The organism is Arthrobacter sp. StoSoilB5 (genome assembly GCF_019977235.1).
Classification (GTDB): domain Bacteria; phylum Actinomycetota; class Actinomycetes; order Actinomycetales; family Micrococcaceae; genus Arthrobacter.
On record NZ_AP024646.1, the window covers coordinates 2,023,049 to 2,038,357 of the forward strand.

Here is a 15,309-nt window from a genome sequence, read left to right on the forward strand (position 1 = left end):
CACGAGGAAGGACGTCTCCCATGACCCATCTTCATAACCCCGGTTGGTCCGAAAATATCGAACCGCAGGGTGCCATGTCTCCGTTCAAGCGCTTTGCCGCGCTTCCGGAGGCCCGGGGTCTTTACAACCCGGACAAGGAGAAGGACGCCTGCGGCCTGGCAATCATTGCCACGCTCCGCGGGGAACCGGGATACGACATCGTGGAAGCGGCTCTGACTGCCCTCCGCAATCTCGAACACCGCGGCGCCGTGGGCGCCGATGAAGGTACTGGCGACGGCGCGGGCCTGCTCATGCAGGTTCCGGACGAGTTCTTCAGGGCCGTCACAGAATTCGAACTGCCCGCTCCCGGCCAGTACGTGGTGGGCACCGCTTTCCTTCCTGCTGAATCGCGCGAAGCAGCCACTGCCAAAGCCGGTATCGAAGCCCTGGCAGCGGATGAGGGCCTCACGGTCCTTGGCTGGCGTGAAGTTCCCGTGGTCGCAGACCTCGTGGGCGCCATGGCACGGGCATGTATGCCGTACTTCTCGCAGCCCTTCTTTGCATCCGCCACCGGTGAGCAGCTTGAGCGCAACGAACTCGACTCCCGCGCCTGGCGAATCCGCAAGCGCGCCCAGAACAAGTACGGCGTGTACTTCCCGTCGTTGTCCTCGCGCACCATTGTCTACAAGGGCATGCTGACGACGGCCCAGTTGGAGCCGTTCTACCCGGACCTTTCGGACAAGCGCTTCAAGACCAAGCTTGCCATTGTCCACTCACGCTTTTCCACGAATACGTTCCCGTCGTGGCCCTTGGCACAGCCGTTCCGCACCATCGCCCACAACGGTGAAATCAACACGGTCAAGGGAAACCGCAACTGGATGCGCGCACGCCAGTCGCAGCTGGCCAGCCCGCTCTTGGGTGACACGCCTGAAGAGCTGTATCCGATCTGCACCCCGGGTGCCTCGGACTCAGCCTCGTTCGACGAAGTAGCTGAGCTCCTTTGGCTCTCCGGCCGCCCGATCACGCACTCGATCATGATGATGATCCCCGAAGCGTGGGAGAACCACGCCACCATGGATCCGGCACGCCGCGCCTTCTACGAATACCACTCGCTGCTCATGGAGCCGTGGGATGGTCCCGCCGCTGTCTCCTTCACTGACGGCAACCTCGTCGGTGCAACGCTTGACCGTAATGGCCTGCGCCCCGGACGTTACTGGATCACTGAAGACGGCCTGATCGTTTTCGCCTCTGAAGTGGGCGTCATCGAGGTTGAGCCGTCCAACGTGGTCAAGAAGGGTCGCGTCGCCCCGGGCAAGATGTTCCTGGTGGACACCGAAGCAGGCCGCATCATCGACGACGCCGAGGTCAAGGCCGAGGTCGCTGCAGCCAACCCGTGGGCCGAGTGGCTCAAGGACAACCTGATCGACATCAACGAGCTCCCCGAGCGCGAGCACGTCCGCCACACCGCTGCATCGGTGAACATCCGCCAGCGGACCTTCGGTTACACCACGGAAGAACTGAAGATCCTGCTCGGCCCCATGGCCCGTACGGGGGCCGAGCCCCTGGGCGCCATGGGCTCGGATACACCGGTCGCCGTGCTGTCCAAGCGCCCGCGCTTGCTGTTCGACTACTTCGTGCAGTCCTTCGCCCAGGTCACCAACCCGCCGCTGGACGCCATCCGCGAAGAACTGGTGACGTCACTGAAGTGTGCCATCGGCCCCAACGGCAATCTTTTGGATGGTAAGCAGGTCCGCCAGCCGCAGATCTCCCTGCCGTTCCCCGTGATCAACAACGATCAACTCGCCAAGATCTCGAACATCGAGAACGCCGACGGCGACCGCATCGCCATGAAGGTACGAGGCCTCTACCGCCCTGAGGGTGGGGAAGCGGCTCTGCGTGCCCGCCTGACAGAGATCTGCGAGCAGGTTTCGGGCGCGATCAACCGCGGCGTGCAGTACGTTGTGCTGTCCGACCGCGACTCGAACGCGCAATGGGCACCTATCCCGTCGCTGCTGCTGGTCAGCGCTGTCCACCACCATCTGCTCCGCAGTGCCAACCGCACCAAGACGGCACTCGTGGTTGAGGCCGGCGACGTCCGGGAGACGCACCACGTCGCCGTGCTGATTGGCTACGGCGCATCGGCCGTCAACCCGTACCTCGCCATGGAATCCGTTGAACAGCTGATCTCCAACGGCGACGTCGAGGGCGTAACTCCGGAAGACGGCGTTTACAACCTCATCAAGGGACTCGGCAAGGGTGTCCTGAAGATCATGTCCAAGATGGGCATCTCCACGGTTGCTTCCTACACCGGCGCCCAGACCTTTGAGGCACTGGGCCTGTCGCAGGAACTTGTGGACGAGTTCTTCTCAGGTACGCACTCCCAATTGGGTGGCGTGGGCCTGGACGTTATTGCGGCGGAAGTTTCCGCCCGGCACCAGATGGCATACCCCGAGGGCGGCATCGAGCACCCGCACCGTCCGCTCCTGGGTGGCGGCGAGTACCAGTGGCGCCGTGACGGTGAACCACACCTCTTCAACCCGGAGACTGTGTTCCGCCTGCAGCACGCCACCCGTGAGCGTCGTTACGACATCTTCAAGGCCTACACCAAGGGCGTTGACGATCAGTCCGAGAACTTGATGACCCTCCGCGGCTTGCTCAAGTTCAAGGGTGACGTCCGTCCGGCCGTGCCGCTTGAGGAAGTGGAGCCCGTTTCCAGCATCGTCAAGCGTTTCTCCACTGGCGCCATGAGCTACGGCTCCATCTCCAAGGAAGCCCACGAGACACTCGCTATCGCCATGAACCGTTTGGGCGCCAAGTCCAATACGGGTGAAGGTGGCGAGGACGTTGACCGCCTGCTGGATCCGGAGCGCCGCTCTGCCATCAAGCAGATCGCTTCGGGCCGCTTCGGTGTCACCAGCTTGTACCTGACCAACGCGGACGACATCCAAATCAAGATGGCCCAGGGCGCCAAGCCCGGCGAGGGCGGCCAGCTGATGGCCCAGAAGGTCTACCCCTGGGTAGCCCGGACCCGCCACTCCACGCCTGGCGTCGGACTCATTTCCCCGCCCCCGCACCACGACATCTACTCGATCGAAGACCTCGCGCAGCTCATCTACGATGCCAAGCGCGCCAACCCTTCGGCCCGTGTACACGTCAAGCTGGTTTCGGAAGTCGGGATCGGAACTGTGGCCTCCGGCGTGACCAAGGCGAAGGCCGACGTCGTGCTTGTTTCGGGTCACGACGGCGGTACCGGCGCCTCGCCGCTGAACTCGCTGAAGCATGCCGGTGTGCCGTGGGAACTTGGCCTGGCCGAGACCCAGCAGACCCTCATGCTCAACGGACTCCGCGATCGCGTTGTTGTCCAGGTTGACGGCCAGCTCAAGACCGGCCGTGACGTCGTCATTGCCGCCCTGCTGGGTGGCGAAGAGTTTGGTTTCGCAACGGCTCCGCTGGTGGTCTCGGGCTGCATCATGATGCGCGTCTGCCACCTGGACACCTGCCCCGTTGGTGTTGCCACCCAGAACCCGGAACTGCGGTCACGGTTCAATGGCAAGCCGGAGTTCGTGGTCAACTTCTTCGAGTTCCTCGCAGAAGAAGTCCGCGAAATCCTGGCCGAGCTTGGTTTCCGCAGCCTCGAAGAGGCGATCGGCCACGCTGAGGTACTGGACACTCGTGAAGCGATCGATCACTGGAAGGCTGAAGGCCTGGACCTGGACCCGATCCTGCACGGTCTTGAGTTTGACGACGACGTGCCGCTGCGCAACATGACCACCCAGAACCACGAGTTGGACAAGCACTTCGACCAGCGGCTCATCACTATGGCTGCCGAAGCACTCAGCGACCGCATGCCCGTCAAGATCACCCTGGACGTCATCAACACGGACCGCTCCGTGGGGACGATGCTAGGCCACGTGGTGACCAAGACGTTCGGTACCGATGTGCTGGCGACGGACACCATCGACATCACGCTCAATGGCACCGCTGGCCAGTCGCTTGGCGCTTTCCTGCCTGCCGGCATCACGCTGCGCATGTACGGCGACTCCAATGACTACGTGGGCAAGGGCCTCTCCGGTGGGCGCATCATCGTCCGCCCGGACCGCACCAATGTGTTCCAGGCAGAACGCAACGTCATTGCCGGCAACGTCATCGGCTATGGCGCAACGAGCGGAGAGATGTTCCTGCGCGGCCAGGTCGGCGAACGCTTCCTGGTCCGTAACTCAGGCGCAACCGCCGTCGTCGAAGGTATTGGCGATCACGGGTGCGAGTACATGACCGGTGGCCAAACGCTGATCATCGGACGTACCGGCCGCAACTTCGGTGCCGGCATGTCCGGTGGTACTGCCTACGTGCTGGACCTGCAGCATGAGCGCGTCAACAAGGATGCGCTGGATTCCGGCGAACTCCAGCTCCTTGAATTGGACGCAGAGGACCGCGACATCGTCCACGGCCTGCTCACCAAGCACGTTGAGGAAACCGATTCCGTCCTGGCCGGCCGTCTGCTCGAGAACTTCGACGACACCGCCGCCCGCATCACCAAAGTACTGCCGCGCGACTACGCTGCAGTCCTGCAAACCCGTCTCGACGCCATCGAAGAGGGCCTTGACCCCGACGGCGAAGAAGTATGGTCTCGAATCCTGGAGGTAACCGGTGGCTGATCCACGCGGATTTCTGAAAGTCCGGCAGCGCGAGACGCAGCCACGCCGTCCCGTTCCGGTCCGCATCATGGACTGGAAGGAAGTGTACGAAGCGCAGGAAAAGGGCGTCCTGAAGAGCCAGGCCGGGCGCTGCATGGACTGCGGCGTACCGTTCTGCCATCAGGGCTGCCCGCTGGGTAACCTCATTCCTGAATGGAACGACCTCGTGTGGCGGGACAAGGGCGAGGAGGCGATTGAACGCCTCCACGCCACGAACAACTTCCCGGAGTTCACCGGGCGTCTGTGCCCGGCACCCTGTGAAGCGTCCTGCGTGCTGGGCATCAACCAGCCTGCCGTGACCATCAAGCAGGTTGAGGTTTCCATCATCGATGAAGCCTTCGACAACGACTGGGTCCACCCCCTTCCGCCGACGCGCCTCACAGGCAAGACGGTTGCCGTGGTGGGGTCCGGTCCTGCCGGCCTGGCAGTTGCACAGCAGCTGACGCGCGTTGGTCACACGGTTGCCGTGTACGAGCGTGACGACAAGATCGGCGGCCTGCTCCGCTACGGCATCCCCGACTTCAAAATGGAGAAGGAACAGGTTGACCGTCGCCTGGAGCAGATGAAGGCCGAAGGCACCCGTTTCCGCACCGGCGTCGCAGTCGGCACGGACGTGACGTGGGAACAGTTGCGCCGGCGTTACGATGCCGTGGTGATCGCTACCGGGGCTACAGTTCCGCGCGATCTGCCCATTCCGGGCCGTGACCTTGACGGTGTCCACTTCGCCATGGACTACCTGGTTCCTTCCAACCGCGTAGTGGCGGGGGAGAACCCGGAGAATCACATCGACGCCCGTGGCAAGCACGTGGTCATCCTTGGCGGTGGCGATACCGGTGCAGACTGCATCGGTACAGCGCACCGTCACCAAGCGGCTTCCGTTACGACGCTCGCGATCGGCAAGCAGCCGCCTCTTGAGCGTGCAGGTCACCAGCCGTGGCCGACGTTCCCCACGCTCTTCGAGGTCGCCAGCGCCCACGAAGAAGGCGGCGAGCGTACGTACCTGGCGTCCACCGTGGAGTTTGTTGGCGAGAACGGCAAGCTCACCGGGGTCAAGGTTGCCGAGACGGAGTTCGTGGATGGCAAGCGCCTCCCGAAGGCCGGCACGGAGCGGATCATTCCCGCTGACCTCGTCTTCCTGAGCCTCGGCTTCACCGGTGCTGAACCGTCCGGTATCACCGAGCAGGTCAGTGCAGAATTCGACGGTCGGGGCAACGTTGCCCGCGACGGCTACTACATGACGAACACCGAGGGTGTGTTTGTTGCCGGTGATGCCGGACGTGGCCAGTCCCTGATTGTGTGGGCCATTGCCGAAGGCCGTGCATGCGCGGCAGCAGTGGACAAGTTCCTCATGGGAAGCACGATCCTTCCGGCACCGGTCGCCCCCACCGACCGGGCAATCGCGGTCTTATAGCGCCGGCAGGAATGAACTTTAACTCAATCAGCAGCACACTACTTAGGGTAGGTATATGAGACGCGCGAAAATTGTGGCAACTTTCGGCCCGGCAATCTCCAGCTACGACAACACTCTCGCAGTGCTGGAAGCCGGCGTTGACGTTGCCCGCATGAACATGAGCCACGGCGACTACTCCGTGCACGACAACACCTACGAGAATGTCCGCAAGGCTGCGGCGCAGCTGCACAAGCCGGTGGCCATCATGGCTGACCTCCAGGGTCCGAAGATTCGCCTTGGCCGCTTTGTTGACGGTCCGCACGAGCTTGCTGTTGGCGACATCTTCACCATCACCACCGAAGACGTCCCCGGCACCAAGGACATCTGCTCCACCACGCTTAAGAGCCTCACCGAAGACGTCAACGTGGGTGACGCCCTGTTGATCGACGACGGCAAGGTTGCCCTTCGCGCCATCGAAGTTGACGACGTCAAGGTTGTCGCCACCGTTACCGTCGGTGGCAAGGTGTCCAACAACAAGGGCATCAACCTGCCCGGTGTTGCCGTCAACGTCCCCGCACTGAGCGAAAAGGACGAGGACGACCTCCGTTGGGCCCTCAAGCGTGGCGTGGACCTGGTTGCATTGTCCTTCGTCCGGGATGCCTCCGACATCAAGCGCGTCCACGAAATCATGGACGAAGAAGGCCGCCGCGTTCCGGTGATCGCCAAGATCGAAAAGCCCCAGGCCGTGGACCAGCTCCACGAAATCATCGACGCGTTCGACGCCATCATGGTTGCCCGTGGTGACCTCGGTGTTGAGCTCCCGCTCGAAGAGGTGCCGATCGTCCAGAAGCGCGCCATTGAACTGGCACGCCGCTGGGCCAAGCCGGTCATCGTGGCAACGCAGGTCCTGGAATCCATGATCGACAACCCGCGTCCGACGCGTGCCGAGGCTTCTGACTGCGCAAACGCCGTTCTCGACGGCGCCGATGCAGTCATGCTGTCCGGCGAAACTTCCGTGGGACAGTACCCCATTGAAACCGTCAAGGTCATGGCCCGGATCATCGAGTCCACCGAAGAACACGGCCTCGAGCGCGTCCCCCCGCTGGGCACCAAGCCCAAGACCCGTGGTGGCGCCATCACCCGTGCCGCCGTCGAAATCGCCGACCAACTGGACGCAAAGTACATCTGTACGTTCACCCAGTCCGGTGACTCTGCACGTCGCCTTTCGCGTCTGCGCCCTGTGAAGCCGGTCTTCGCTTTCACGCCGGTTGAGCACGTCTGGAACCAGCTCGCCCTCACCTGGGGCATCCAGCCGGTTCTGGTCCCCACCGTGGGCCACACCGACGAAATGACCGCCCAAGTGGACCGCAGCCTCCTTGACATGAAGATTGTGGACGAAGGTGACCTGGTGGTCATCGCTGCCGGTTCCCCTCCCGGACAGGCCGGTTCCACGAACTTGCTGAAGGTCCACAAGGTGGGCGATCTCGCGGACACGTCCCAGATCGATGCGTCCCGCAAGGAGCCGGTGGGCCCTTGGCCGGAAAAGAAGAGCAAGATCAGGGCCTAAGTTCCTGGTTGACGTATGAGCGTTGTGGGCTCCGCCGGTTGGCGGGGCCCACTTTGTTTTGTGTTGTTTTGTCCCTTAAGCGGGCACGACGGCGGCCGGTCACCATTCGCTGAGGTGACCGGCCGCCGTCGTTGACTGCTTGGTGCTAGTTGACCTGGTTGATGATCGTTTCAGCAACCTCACGCATGCTCAGGCGACGGTCCATGGACGTCTTCTGGATCCAGCGGAACGCCTCCGGCTCGGTCAGGCCCATCTTGGTGGTCAGGAGGCTCTTGGCGCGCTCTACGAGCTTGCGGGTGGCGAACTGCTCCTGGAGGTCGGAAACCTCGTTTTCGAGGGCCTTGATCTCCTCGTGGCGGGACAGCGCGATCTCGATCGCCGGGATGAGGTCAGCAGGCGTAAACGGCTTCACAACGTAGGCCATGGCGCCGGCGTCACGGGCACGCTCCACGAGTTCCTTCTGGCTGAAAGCAGTCAGCAGGACAACGGGGGCGATGCGGGCCTTGACGATCTTCTCCGCCGCCGAGATGCCATCCATGACGGGCATCTTCACATCCATGAGGACGAGGTCCGGCTTCAGTTCTTCGGCCAGCTGCACGGCCTTCTCGCCGTTGTCTGCCTCGCCGACGACGTCGTACCCTTCGCCCTTCAGGATCTCGATAATGTCCAAGCGGATGAGAGTCTCATCCTCGGCTACGACGACGCGTCGGGCCGGTTGGGCTGCGGGTGTGGACTCCGTCTGTTCGGTCACGGGATCTCCTTGAAAAGGTTCGGCGGGTTCATGTCCATCTTAGTGTGGACCGCTGCGGCACATGATTTTGTTGCACTCGCGCGCCCAGTTCTTTGAATCAGCCTATCTGCATGTATAGTAATTTCGCGTGCTGGGAAAGGATCGCGTTGCTCACAGACATGAGAGCAGTCAGCGAGAATTAACTTCCCGGTAATCCGCGCCCGAGTGGCGGAATTGGCAGACGCGCCGCACTCAAAATGCGGTATCGAAAGGTGTGTGGGTTCGAGTCCCACCTCGGGCACTGTGTTGTCGCAGGTCAGGGGCCTATATGGCCCCTGACTGTTGACAAAACCCCCAAATGTGTTGACACGGATCTAGCATTTTTATGTGGCTAGTATCCGGAAACGCGTCAAAAAGGACGGCTCTTCGTCCTTCATGGTGGTCTGGCGCGACCCCAAGATCCGGAAGCAACAGGGCATCACCGTCGACTCCGCGCACGAGGCTGAAACGCTGAAACGGTTGCTCGATGCGAATGGCCAATCCTTCGAAATCGCGCAGCAAGCACTGCTGGACAACAGAGCGAAAATTCCGACTGTTGGCGAAGTGATCCAGGAACACATCGACCTGCTGGTCCGGCCGTCCAGCGGTACCGTGAAAACCTATCAGACGATGCTTGATCTCCATGTGAAAAAGGTCATCGGGCACGTCCCTGTCGACAAGCTGGATTACCGGATGATCGCCTATTGGGTGAAGTCGATGATGGCCAAAGGACGTTCACCGAAGACGATCAAGAACGTGCACGGCCTGATTTCCGCGTCAATGAACACCGCCGAGATGCTGGGGTACATCACTCGCAATCCTTGCCGTGGCGTGCAGCTGCCGAGCGTGGAGAAAGCCGAGGACGAGATGATGTTTCTCACCCATGCGGAGTTCGGAATGATCATGGACGGCATGGGGGAGCGGTACAAGGATTTCACCAACTTCCTCGTGATGACCGGGACGCGGTTCGGTGAGGCTACGGCGCTGACGGTGGCGGACATCGATTTGTTGGGCAAGCCGGCCACTGCCCGGATCAACAAAGCGTGGAAGCGTGACGGGCAGAACCAGTTCTACATCGGACCCACGAAAACGGGCGCGGGCAAGAGGACCATTGGGCTGAATCCCGCACTGGTTGAGCTGCTGATTCCGTTGGTCGCTGGTCGTCTTGGCGGCGATCTGCTGTTCACGACGCCAAAGGGGGAGCGGATTGTTCACAAGCTGTACTGGCACCACTACTGGATGCCGGCGGTCAAGGCAGCCCAAGAACGCGGCCTGCGGAAGAACCCGCGTATTCACGATCTGCGGCACACGCATGCCTCATGGCTGATTCAGGACGGTGTGCCGATGTTTACGATCTCGCGCCGGTTGGGGCACGCGTCTACGAGGACAACCGAGGGTGTTTATGGGCACCTCATGCCGGAGGCTCTGCAGGCCGGAGCGGATGCGACGGAGCGTTCGGTGTCAGCGTTTATGCGTTGAGCTTTTTCTGGCTCCCTTACGAAGCTATGCGGTTGCGGGCTCTCGTCCCAATTAGCCGTGTGCTGTTGTTGCTTCGCTCACGAACATCCGGTGCCGGGTGCGAGCCTGGCAATATCTCACTGATCCTGGCGATCTCCGCGATGTGCTCAGAAGTAAATACGATCTTTCCCTTGCCCCAACATGCGTGTGGGAATCTGCCCGATGCAGCGCCGTCACGGAGCCACCCCTCACTGCAGCGCATAAGGGCTGCGGCCTCAGCAGGTTCGAAGAATTCCAAGTCCATGTCATCTCGCTTGTGGTCGTTGCCGGTTTGCTCCTCCATGGGTCTTTTCCTGCAAAAGGACATGACACACGTTGTCGGCGTGCAGCGGCCGCCTGCTCATTGCGGGTCGGCGCTGGGACTAAAGTGGCCTCATGTTTACTCCTCTGCACCGCGAACTTGGCCAGGCCTCCGGTGACCTTTCTTGGGACATGCTGGAAAAGGCCATCGAGTTAGAGATATCGGAGACCGCAGACTTGGACTTCAAGCAGACGCTCCCATTCGTCAATGCGCAATGGCAGGACGAGTTCGCGAAGGATATCGCCGCCCAGGCCAACGGTGGAGGTGGGCTCCTAATTTTTGGACTGGCGGAGACCAGGGGCAGAGGTACGGCACGGGAAATTGTGCCTGTGGATATGTCCGAGCAAGATCGTTTGGAGATGCAGAGGGTGGCCTTCAGCAAAGTCCATCCACCCGTCGTCGGGCTGAAGTTCCATTCAATTATTGACCCTGTCGGCCTTGGAACTGTGGTCGCCGTTTCGATTCCAGGAAGTGTCGACGCTCCGCACCTTGTATTGAGGAACCACTACTTTGGGGCGCCCGTCAGAAATGACGCTAGCACGATATGGATGAACGAACGGCAGATTGAAGCCGCCTACGAGAGCCGGTTTGCCGGCCGAGAGTTCCGTACCAAGAAACTCAATGAACTGTATGCAGACACCGTTGAGGATCTCGATCTACGTAACAACGTCTGGGTTGTCGCCGTCGCCCGCCCAATTATGCCAATGACCCGCGTCCTGAGGATTGTTGCAGGTGAAGCGCAGGAGGTGGCTGGCCTCGGATCCCGCACGGCGCGAGTTCTCAGAGAGACGGGATATGGACTGTTGGACAACCTCGTGGACTTGGTACCTCGGCCCGGGCTGAGAAGGTGGACTTGGTCGTATCCCTCTACCAATGCACTTCAATCGGGTAGGAAGCAGGCCCGGATGGAGGTCCACTTTGACGGGTCGTTGACCGCAGCCCTCCAAGTTGGGGGCCTGGAAAGAGGGTGGGAGGACGCACTGCACCACGTAGGTGCCACTCGTATCGAAGCATTCCTTGGCGACTTTGCCAGCATGATGCGCGCAACCGCCACAAAGTTCGGAATTCAGGCGGATTACGCTCTTCGAACAGGGTTGGCATGGGAGCAACCCAACATCGTGTACGTGAGACCACAAGACCCTCAAATGCCAGGGAGTTTTTTGGCGGCGGACCTTGGAATGCGTCGCTTCCGCCCCGTTGAGTCCGAGTTGTTCCTCTCGGGCTCGTTCGCAGCTCTGGCCGATTCGCTACTGGAGCACGGCTTGGACGTCATCAACCAGGCAGGAATCCGGTACCCCCACATTCTCCGAACCGGACAAGCCGTCAATAAAGCCATTCGGTAGCAATTCGCTGACGCCCTCGAGGCTTCTAGCTGCCGGGATTCTGCAGTTTGGTGCCGGCGTGCATTGGATACTTTCGGAGAAGGAGGGGAAATGGCTGCTGAATGGGCTGTGGGGATCGCGGCCAAGGCTGCTGGTCCAATATTCGGAAAGCTGGCCATGGGGGCCTGGCAGCGTATATCGATTTCGTGGGTGGTGGCGTGGCATGTAAGGAGGAGAGCAAAGGGGATGCGACTTCCGGTGCCTCCTTACTGGGCATTCCGGCAGTATCTCAGTACTGGAGAACCCCTTTCCGCGTTGAGGAGTGCAGATCCCGAGCGAATTGAGGCTTTGGCCGGAGGCCTGCGAACGCAGCCGTTTGGTGCCGGCTGGCCAGTTACCGACTTTCAGGCGAAGGAGTTCGTTGAACTACTCCTGTCTGCCTACACTCACGGATTGTCGACGAATGAAGCCATTGAGGTTCAAAACGCTGCGACCCGTGCAGAGATCAAAGCAGCCTACGTCTTGCCGCCCGCAACCTTTGAAGCAGACCTTCGGTTCCTTGCACCCTTGCGTGCCAAGCAGGCCAGAGTCTTGGCGGCCAGTTGGCCCGCAGTGCACAGGTTCGTACATGAGTTTACGGCCGCGAAGGATCCAATAAGGGCCATGCAGGATTGGCATCGGAACCGCCCTGCATGGTTAGGCCAGATGAGTGCCGGTGCATTGATGTGGATGGCGGACCTGGCATCGGACTACGGATTAGACGGCGAGGCTATCGCACTGATCGACGAAGGCTTGGAACAAGGCGCCACACCTGCGGATTATTGGAGGATTCGTCGCGAACTCTTGGAAGACACGCCATCGCCTGGCGCCCAGAGCGAAAGGATGAAGCGACACAAGGGACACCCTCTGGCCGACTCGATAATTGCGGCAATTGATGATTCTGCAAAAAATGCGCTCCAAGTCCTGGACAATTGGGATACTGACGAGGCCTCCGAGCTCGCCTTGAAGACCTCGATCCGCTGCCAATTGTTGGCAGCCAGCGATGACATTGATGGAGCAGTGCGGCTTGCACGCCGGGCCCTTCGGGAAGATCTGCAAACAGGGCCAGCCCAATTAGCGGCAGACTATCTCCTGCAACGAGGCTCCAACCGAGATTCCGCACTTCACTTCGCAGACCTTGAATCAAGTTTTGAGATGGCCTTGGAAGTTCGTAACGCGATACGCATTTGGAGGGGACCGTCCTATCGCGCCGTGGCCACGGCCATGCAGGCAGCACAAGCTCTCGGGAACAGCCGACGCGCCTGGAGCTTGTCCCAGCCGCCACCTACCGGCGAAGCTACGGACTCGGAAGCCACAAACTCTCAGGTCCGCAGACTTGCCCTAGTCTTGGCCGCGGACACCCGACCAGATGAAGAAGTCCGGAAACTCCTCGCAGAAACCGGAGACTCGCTGGCACGCTTAGAAGCCGAAGCGTTGATGGCCGAACACCGGATGGACCGGCAAGCTGCTCTGGACCTTTGGTCGAAAGCCGGCGACCTGGCCACGACTGGATCCGAGCAGTTCCGTATCGGATTCCAGATTGCCATGCACGGAGTCATGCCTCGACGCTTGGACGCGTTGTCCGCTGGCAACCCTGACGTCACCAGCGATCTTAGGTTGGTCGCCGAGGCCTTTCGCGAAGTTCCGGGCCAGTTCGAAGCCTTGCGGGCCAAAGCTAGGAAACGGCGCACGCTTGCCTTCGCTCTCCACAGATACTTCGAATTGAGATCCGAGTTCGCTCAAGCTGCAAGTGCGGCAGCCGCCGCGGCAAAGCAATGGTCGGATGCAGAGTTCTGGCACATCGCCTCGAACGCATACCGGAGAGCCGGCGACCGAAACGCAGCAGTAGACAGCGCGCGAAATGCCCTCCAAGTTGCGCGGCCTCATTGGGGCAAACACGAGGCGGTCTACGCAAACCTCATCGAAATTCTCTCGGAAGAGGGGCGCTGGGGTGAAGCAGCTGACGCCGCAGCGGACCTGATGAGCCGGAATCCGAGCAGTTCGGCTGCTGTCTGGGCGCTTGTAGAATGCCAAGTCCAATTGGGGCAGATTGATGAGGCATGGCAGACATACGCACAATTCGGCGGGCGGCCCTCGCCGCGCAATGAACGGGAAGCGGTCCTGCGCATAGAACTGTGGCGACGAAATCAGGAGGCCGGTGAATCCATCAACGAGCTTTTCGAAGTTCTTGATGCCTTCAATGACAGTAAACCTGTACGCATCGCCGCAACGAAGTCATTGCTTTTTTCTTCCGCGGAATTGCCTGAACCGGTCTCTGAACAGATTAGGCACCGGCTCGCGGAGTTGCTGCCGTCCTTAGAAGATGTCTTTGTTCCTCAGCAGGTCGATCTTGAGAATCCTATGGCAACGCTTGATCGCCTCGTAGCGGATAGGCCGGACACATCCGATGTGGACCGCCAGGTTGAGCAAGGTACCTTCCCATTTGGCGTGTTCGCCTCTGTTCACCACCTCAATTACGTTGAACTTCTCGCTAGCTGGAACGGGGTCGTCTTTGCTGGCGACGCAGCCGCTTTTGACGACGAAGTGGCCGCAGCAAGGGCTGCCCGAGATTGCGATGTGGTTGTTGACGTCACAGCGCTTAAGTCTGTCAGCTTCTTTGATACTGAAGTAGGAAATCAGTTACTCGGACATATTAGGGGGAGCCACGTGCCCTTGGAGCAGTTTCTTGCGACGGTCCAAGCCGTCGAGAACCTGTCTGCGCGTTCAACAATGTCTGTTGGAAAGTCCACCGAGGGGACTGCACGGGTCCACACGATAACGGAGCAGGAAGCCGAGCGGCGATTCGAGCAAGCTCGGAAGATACACGCACGCTTTCAAGATGTATTAACCCAGGAACGATCAGCGGGAAGCAATATCCCGAGGATCCAGGTCGAAGAGAGAGTCTTCGTTTGGCTAACATCTCTCGATCTTGCGTTGGATGAGCCCCGCAGGTCCCTGTGGTGCGACGACGCGAAGATTCGGCAGCTGGCGACCGCCATGGGAGTTGCTTCGTTCGGAACCTCAGCCCTGATCGAGGCAATGCGACTAGACAAAATCATCGGAGACGACTTGGCGACCGCTCTTCAGGGCATCCTGATCAGCCGTCACTACGTTGGCTCAGGGTTTCGTCGTGACTGGTTAGAAGCAGCCGTAGCACTCGATGGTTGGCTTGCAAGAGGCAGCGCCAGTTTCATCATGTGGGCGGCCCCAACAAAAAGCCCCGAGAGCCAGGTCAGTTTCGTAATTGAAGCTCTGACCCGATCTGCAAATGAACCCGACTCGGTACAGCGGTGGGTCGAGGCCGTGTCGTGGTGGCTTATCCGGATTGGCGGTAAGGACGCTTACTCGAACTTGGTGCTGTTCCTTCAAAGGCTTCTCGACCAGCCTTGGCTAAGAGCCACACAACTGCCATTCGTGCTAGCAGGAATCAGAGCGGCCACTAGCTCAGCCGAAGTCGCAGACCCATTTGAAGCCGCACTAACAAGTCACTACCAAGGCATCGCAGAGAAAGCGGGGCCGGGCATCGCTTCGGGATACGTACGGGGCTTTGTGCAGCTCACAAACTCGGACGACCGGTCGTTGGCGAGTCGAATCATTCTGACCAACTGATACGGATACTGGCTTGCCAGATCCGTGAGCCTCGGAATAAGCGTCATAGTGATGCACTGCTTGGAACATATCGAAGTCCACGACCGCGGTAAACAACCCACCGGCGAGCTCCGCTAAGTCG

Annotated in this window: 7 protein-coding genes and 1 tRNA gene; 7 read left to right on the forward strand and 1 reads right to left on the reverse strand. The window is 60.5% G+C overall.

Going from position 1 to position 15,309, the window contains the following annotated elements; all coding sequences use genetic code 11:
* The first annotated feature begins 20 nt into the window (after positions 1-20).
* Genes gltB through pyk form a run of 3 tightly spaced genes read left to right on the forward strand, consistent with a single transcriptional unit; the run spans position 21 to position 7,630 of the window.
* On the forward strand, positions 21-4,634 hold the full coding sequence (gene gltB, locus LDN75_RS09240; RefSeq protein WP_223936999.1) for a glutamate synthase large subunit: 4,614 nt from the start codon (positions 21-23) through the stop codon (positions 4,632-4,634).
* Positions 4,627-6,084, forward strand: a complete 1,458-nt coding sequence (locus tag LDN75_RS09245) for a glutamate synthase subunit beta (RefSeq protein WP_223937000.1) — start codon at positions 4,627-4,629, stop codon at positions 6,082-6,084. Before gltB ends, LDN75_RS09245 begins: the two co-directional genes overlap by 8 nt.
* 55 nt (positions 6,085-6,139) lie before the next feature.
* Entirely contained in the window at positions 6,140-7,630 is a 1,491-nt protein-coding gene (gene pyk, locus LDN75_RS09250) for a pyruvate kinase (protein WP_223937001.1), read from the forward strand.
* A 145-nt stretch (positions 7,631-7,775) separates the two neighbouring features.
* Here pyk and LDN75_RS09255 read toward each other — a convergent pair whose 3' ends face one another.
* On the reverse strand, positions 7,776-8,381 hold the full coding sequence (locus tag LDN75_RS09255; protein WP_216923235.1) for a response regulator: 606 nt from the start codon (positions 8,379-8,381) through the stop codon (positions 7,776-7,778).
* A 198-nt stretch (positions 8,382-8,579) separates the two neighbouring features.
* Here LDN75_RS09255 and LDN75_RS09260 point away from each other — a divergent pair.
* The 4 genes from LDN75_RS09260 to LDN75_RS09275 all read left to right on the forward strand — a co-directional run bounded on the left by LDN75_RS09260 (position 8,580) and on the right by LDN75_RS09275 (position 15,188).
* Positions 8,580-8,661: transfer RNA gene (locus LDN75_RS09260), tRNA-Leu, on the forward strand.
* 134 nt (positions 8,662-8,795) lie between these two features.
* On the forward strand, positions 8,796-9,878 hold the full coding sequence (locus LDN75_RS09265) for a site-specific integrase (RefSeq protein WP_223937002.1): 1,083 nt from the start codon (positions 8,796-8,798) through the stop codon (positions 9,876-9,878).
* A 414-nt stretch (positions 9,879-10,292) separates the two neighbouring features.
* Complete coding sequence (locus tag LDN75_RS09270) at positions 10,293-11,561, forward strand: ATP-binding protein (RefSeq protein ID WP_223937003.1); 1,269 nt, start codon at positions 10,293-10,295, stop codon at positions 11,559-11,561.
* A 771-nt stretch (positions 11,562-12,332) separates the two neighbouring features.
* On the forward strand, positions 12,333-15,188 hold the full coding sequence (locus tag LDN75_RS09275) for a tetratricopeptide repeat protein (protein ID WP_223937004.1): 2,856 nt from the start codon (positions 12,333-12,335) through the stop codon (positions 15,186-15,188).
* Positions 15,189-15,309 lie beyond the last annotated feature (121 nt).

Excerpts from the sequence above, each read along its gene's own strand:
- gltB (WP_223936999.1), top strand. The coding sequence starts at position 21 with ATGACCCATCTTCATAACCCCGGTTGGTCCGAAAATATCGAACCGCAG.
- pyk (WP_223937001.1), top strand. The coding sequence starts at position 6,140 with ATGAGACGCGCGAAAATTGTGGCAACTTTCGGCCCGGCAATCTCCAGC.
- LDN75_RS09265 (WP_223937002.1), top strand. The coding sequence starts at position 8,796 with ATGGTGGTCTGGCGCGACCCCAAGATCCGGAAGCAACAGGGCATCACC.
- LDN75_RS09270 (WP_223937003.1), top strand. The coding sequence starts at position 10,293 with ATGTTTACTCCTCTGCACCGCGAACTTGGCCAGGCCTCCGGTGACCTT.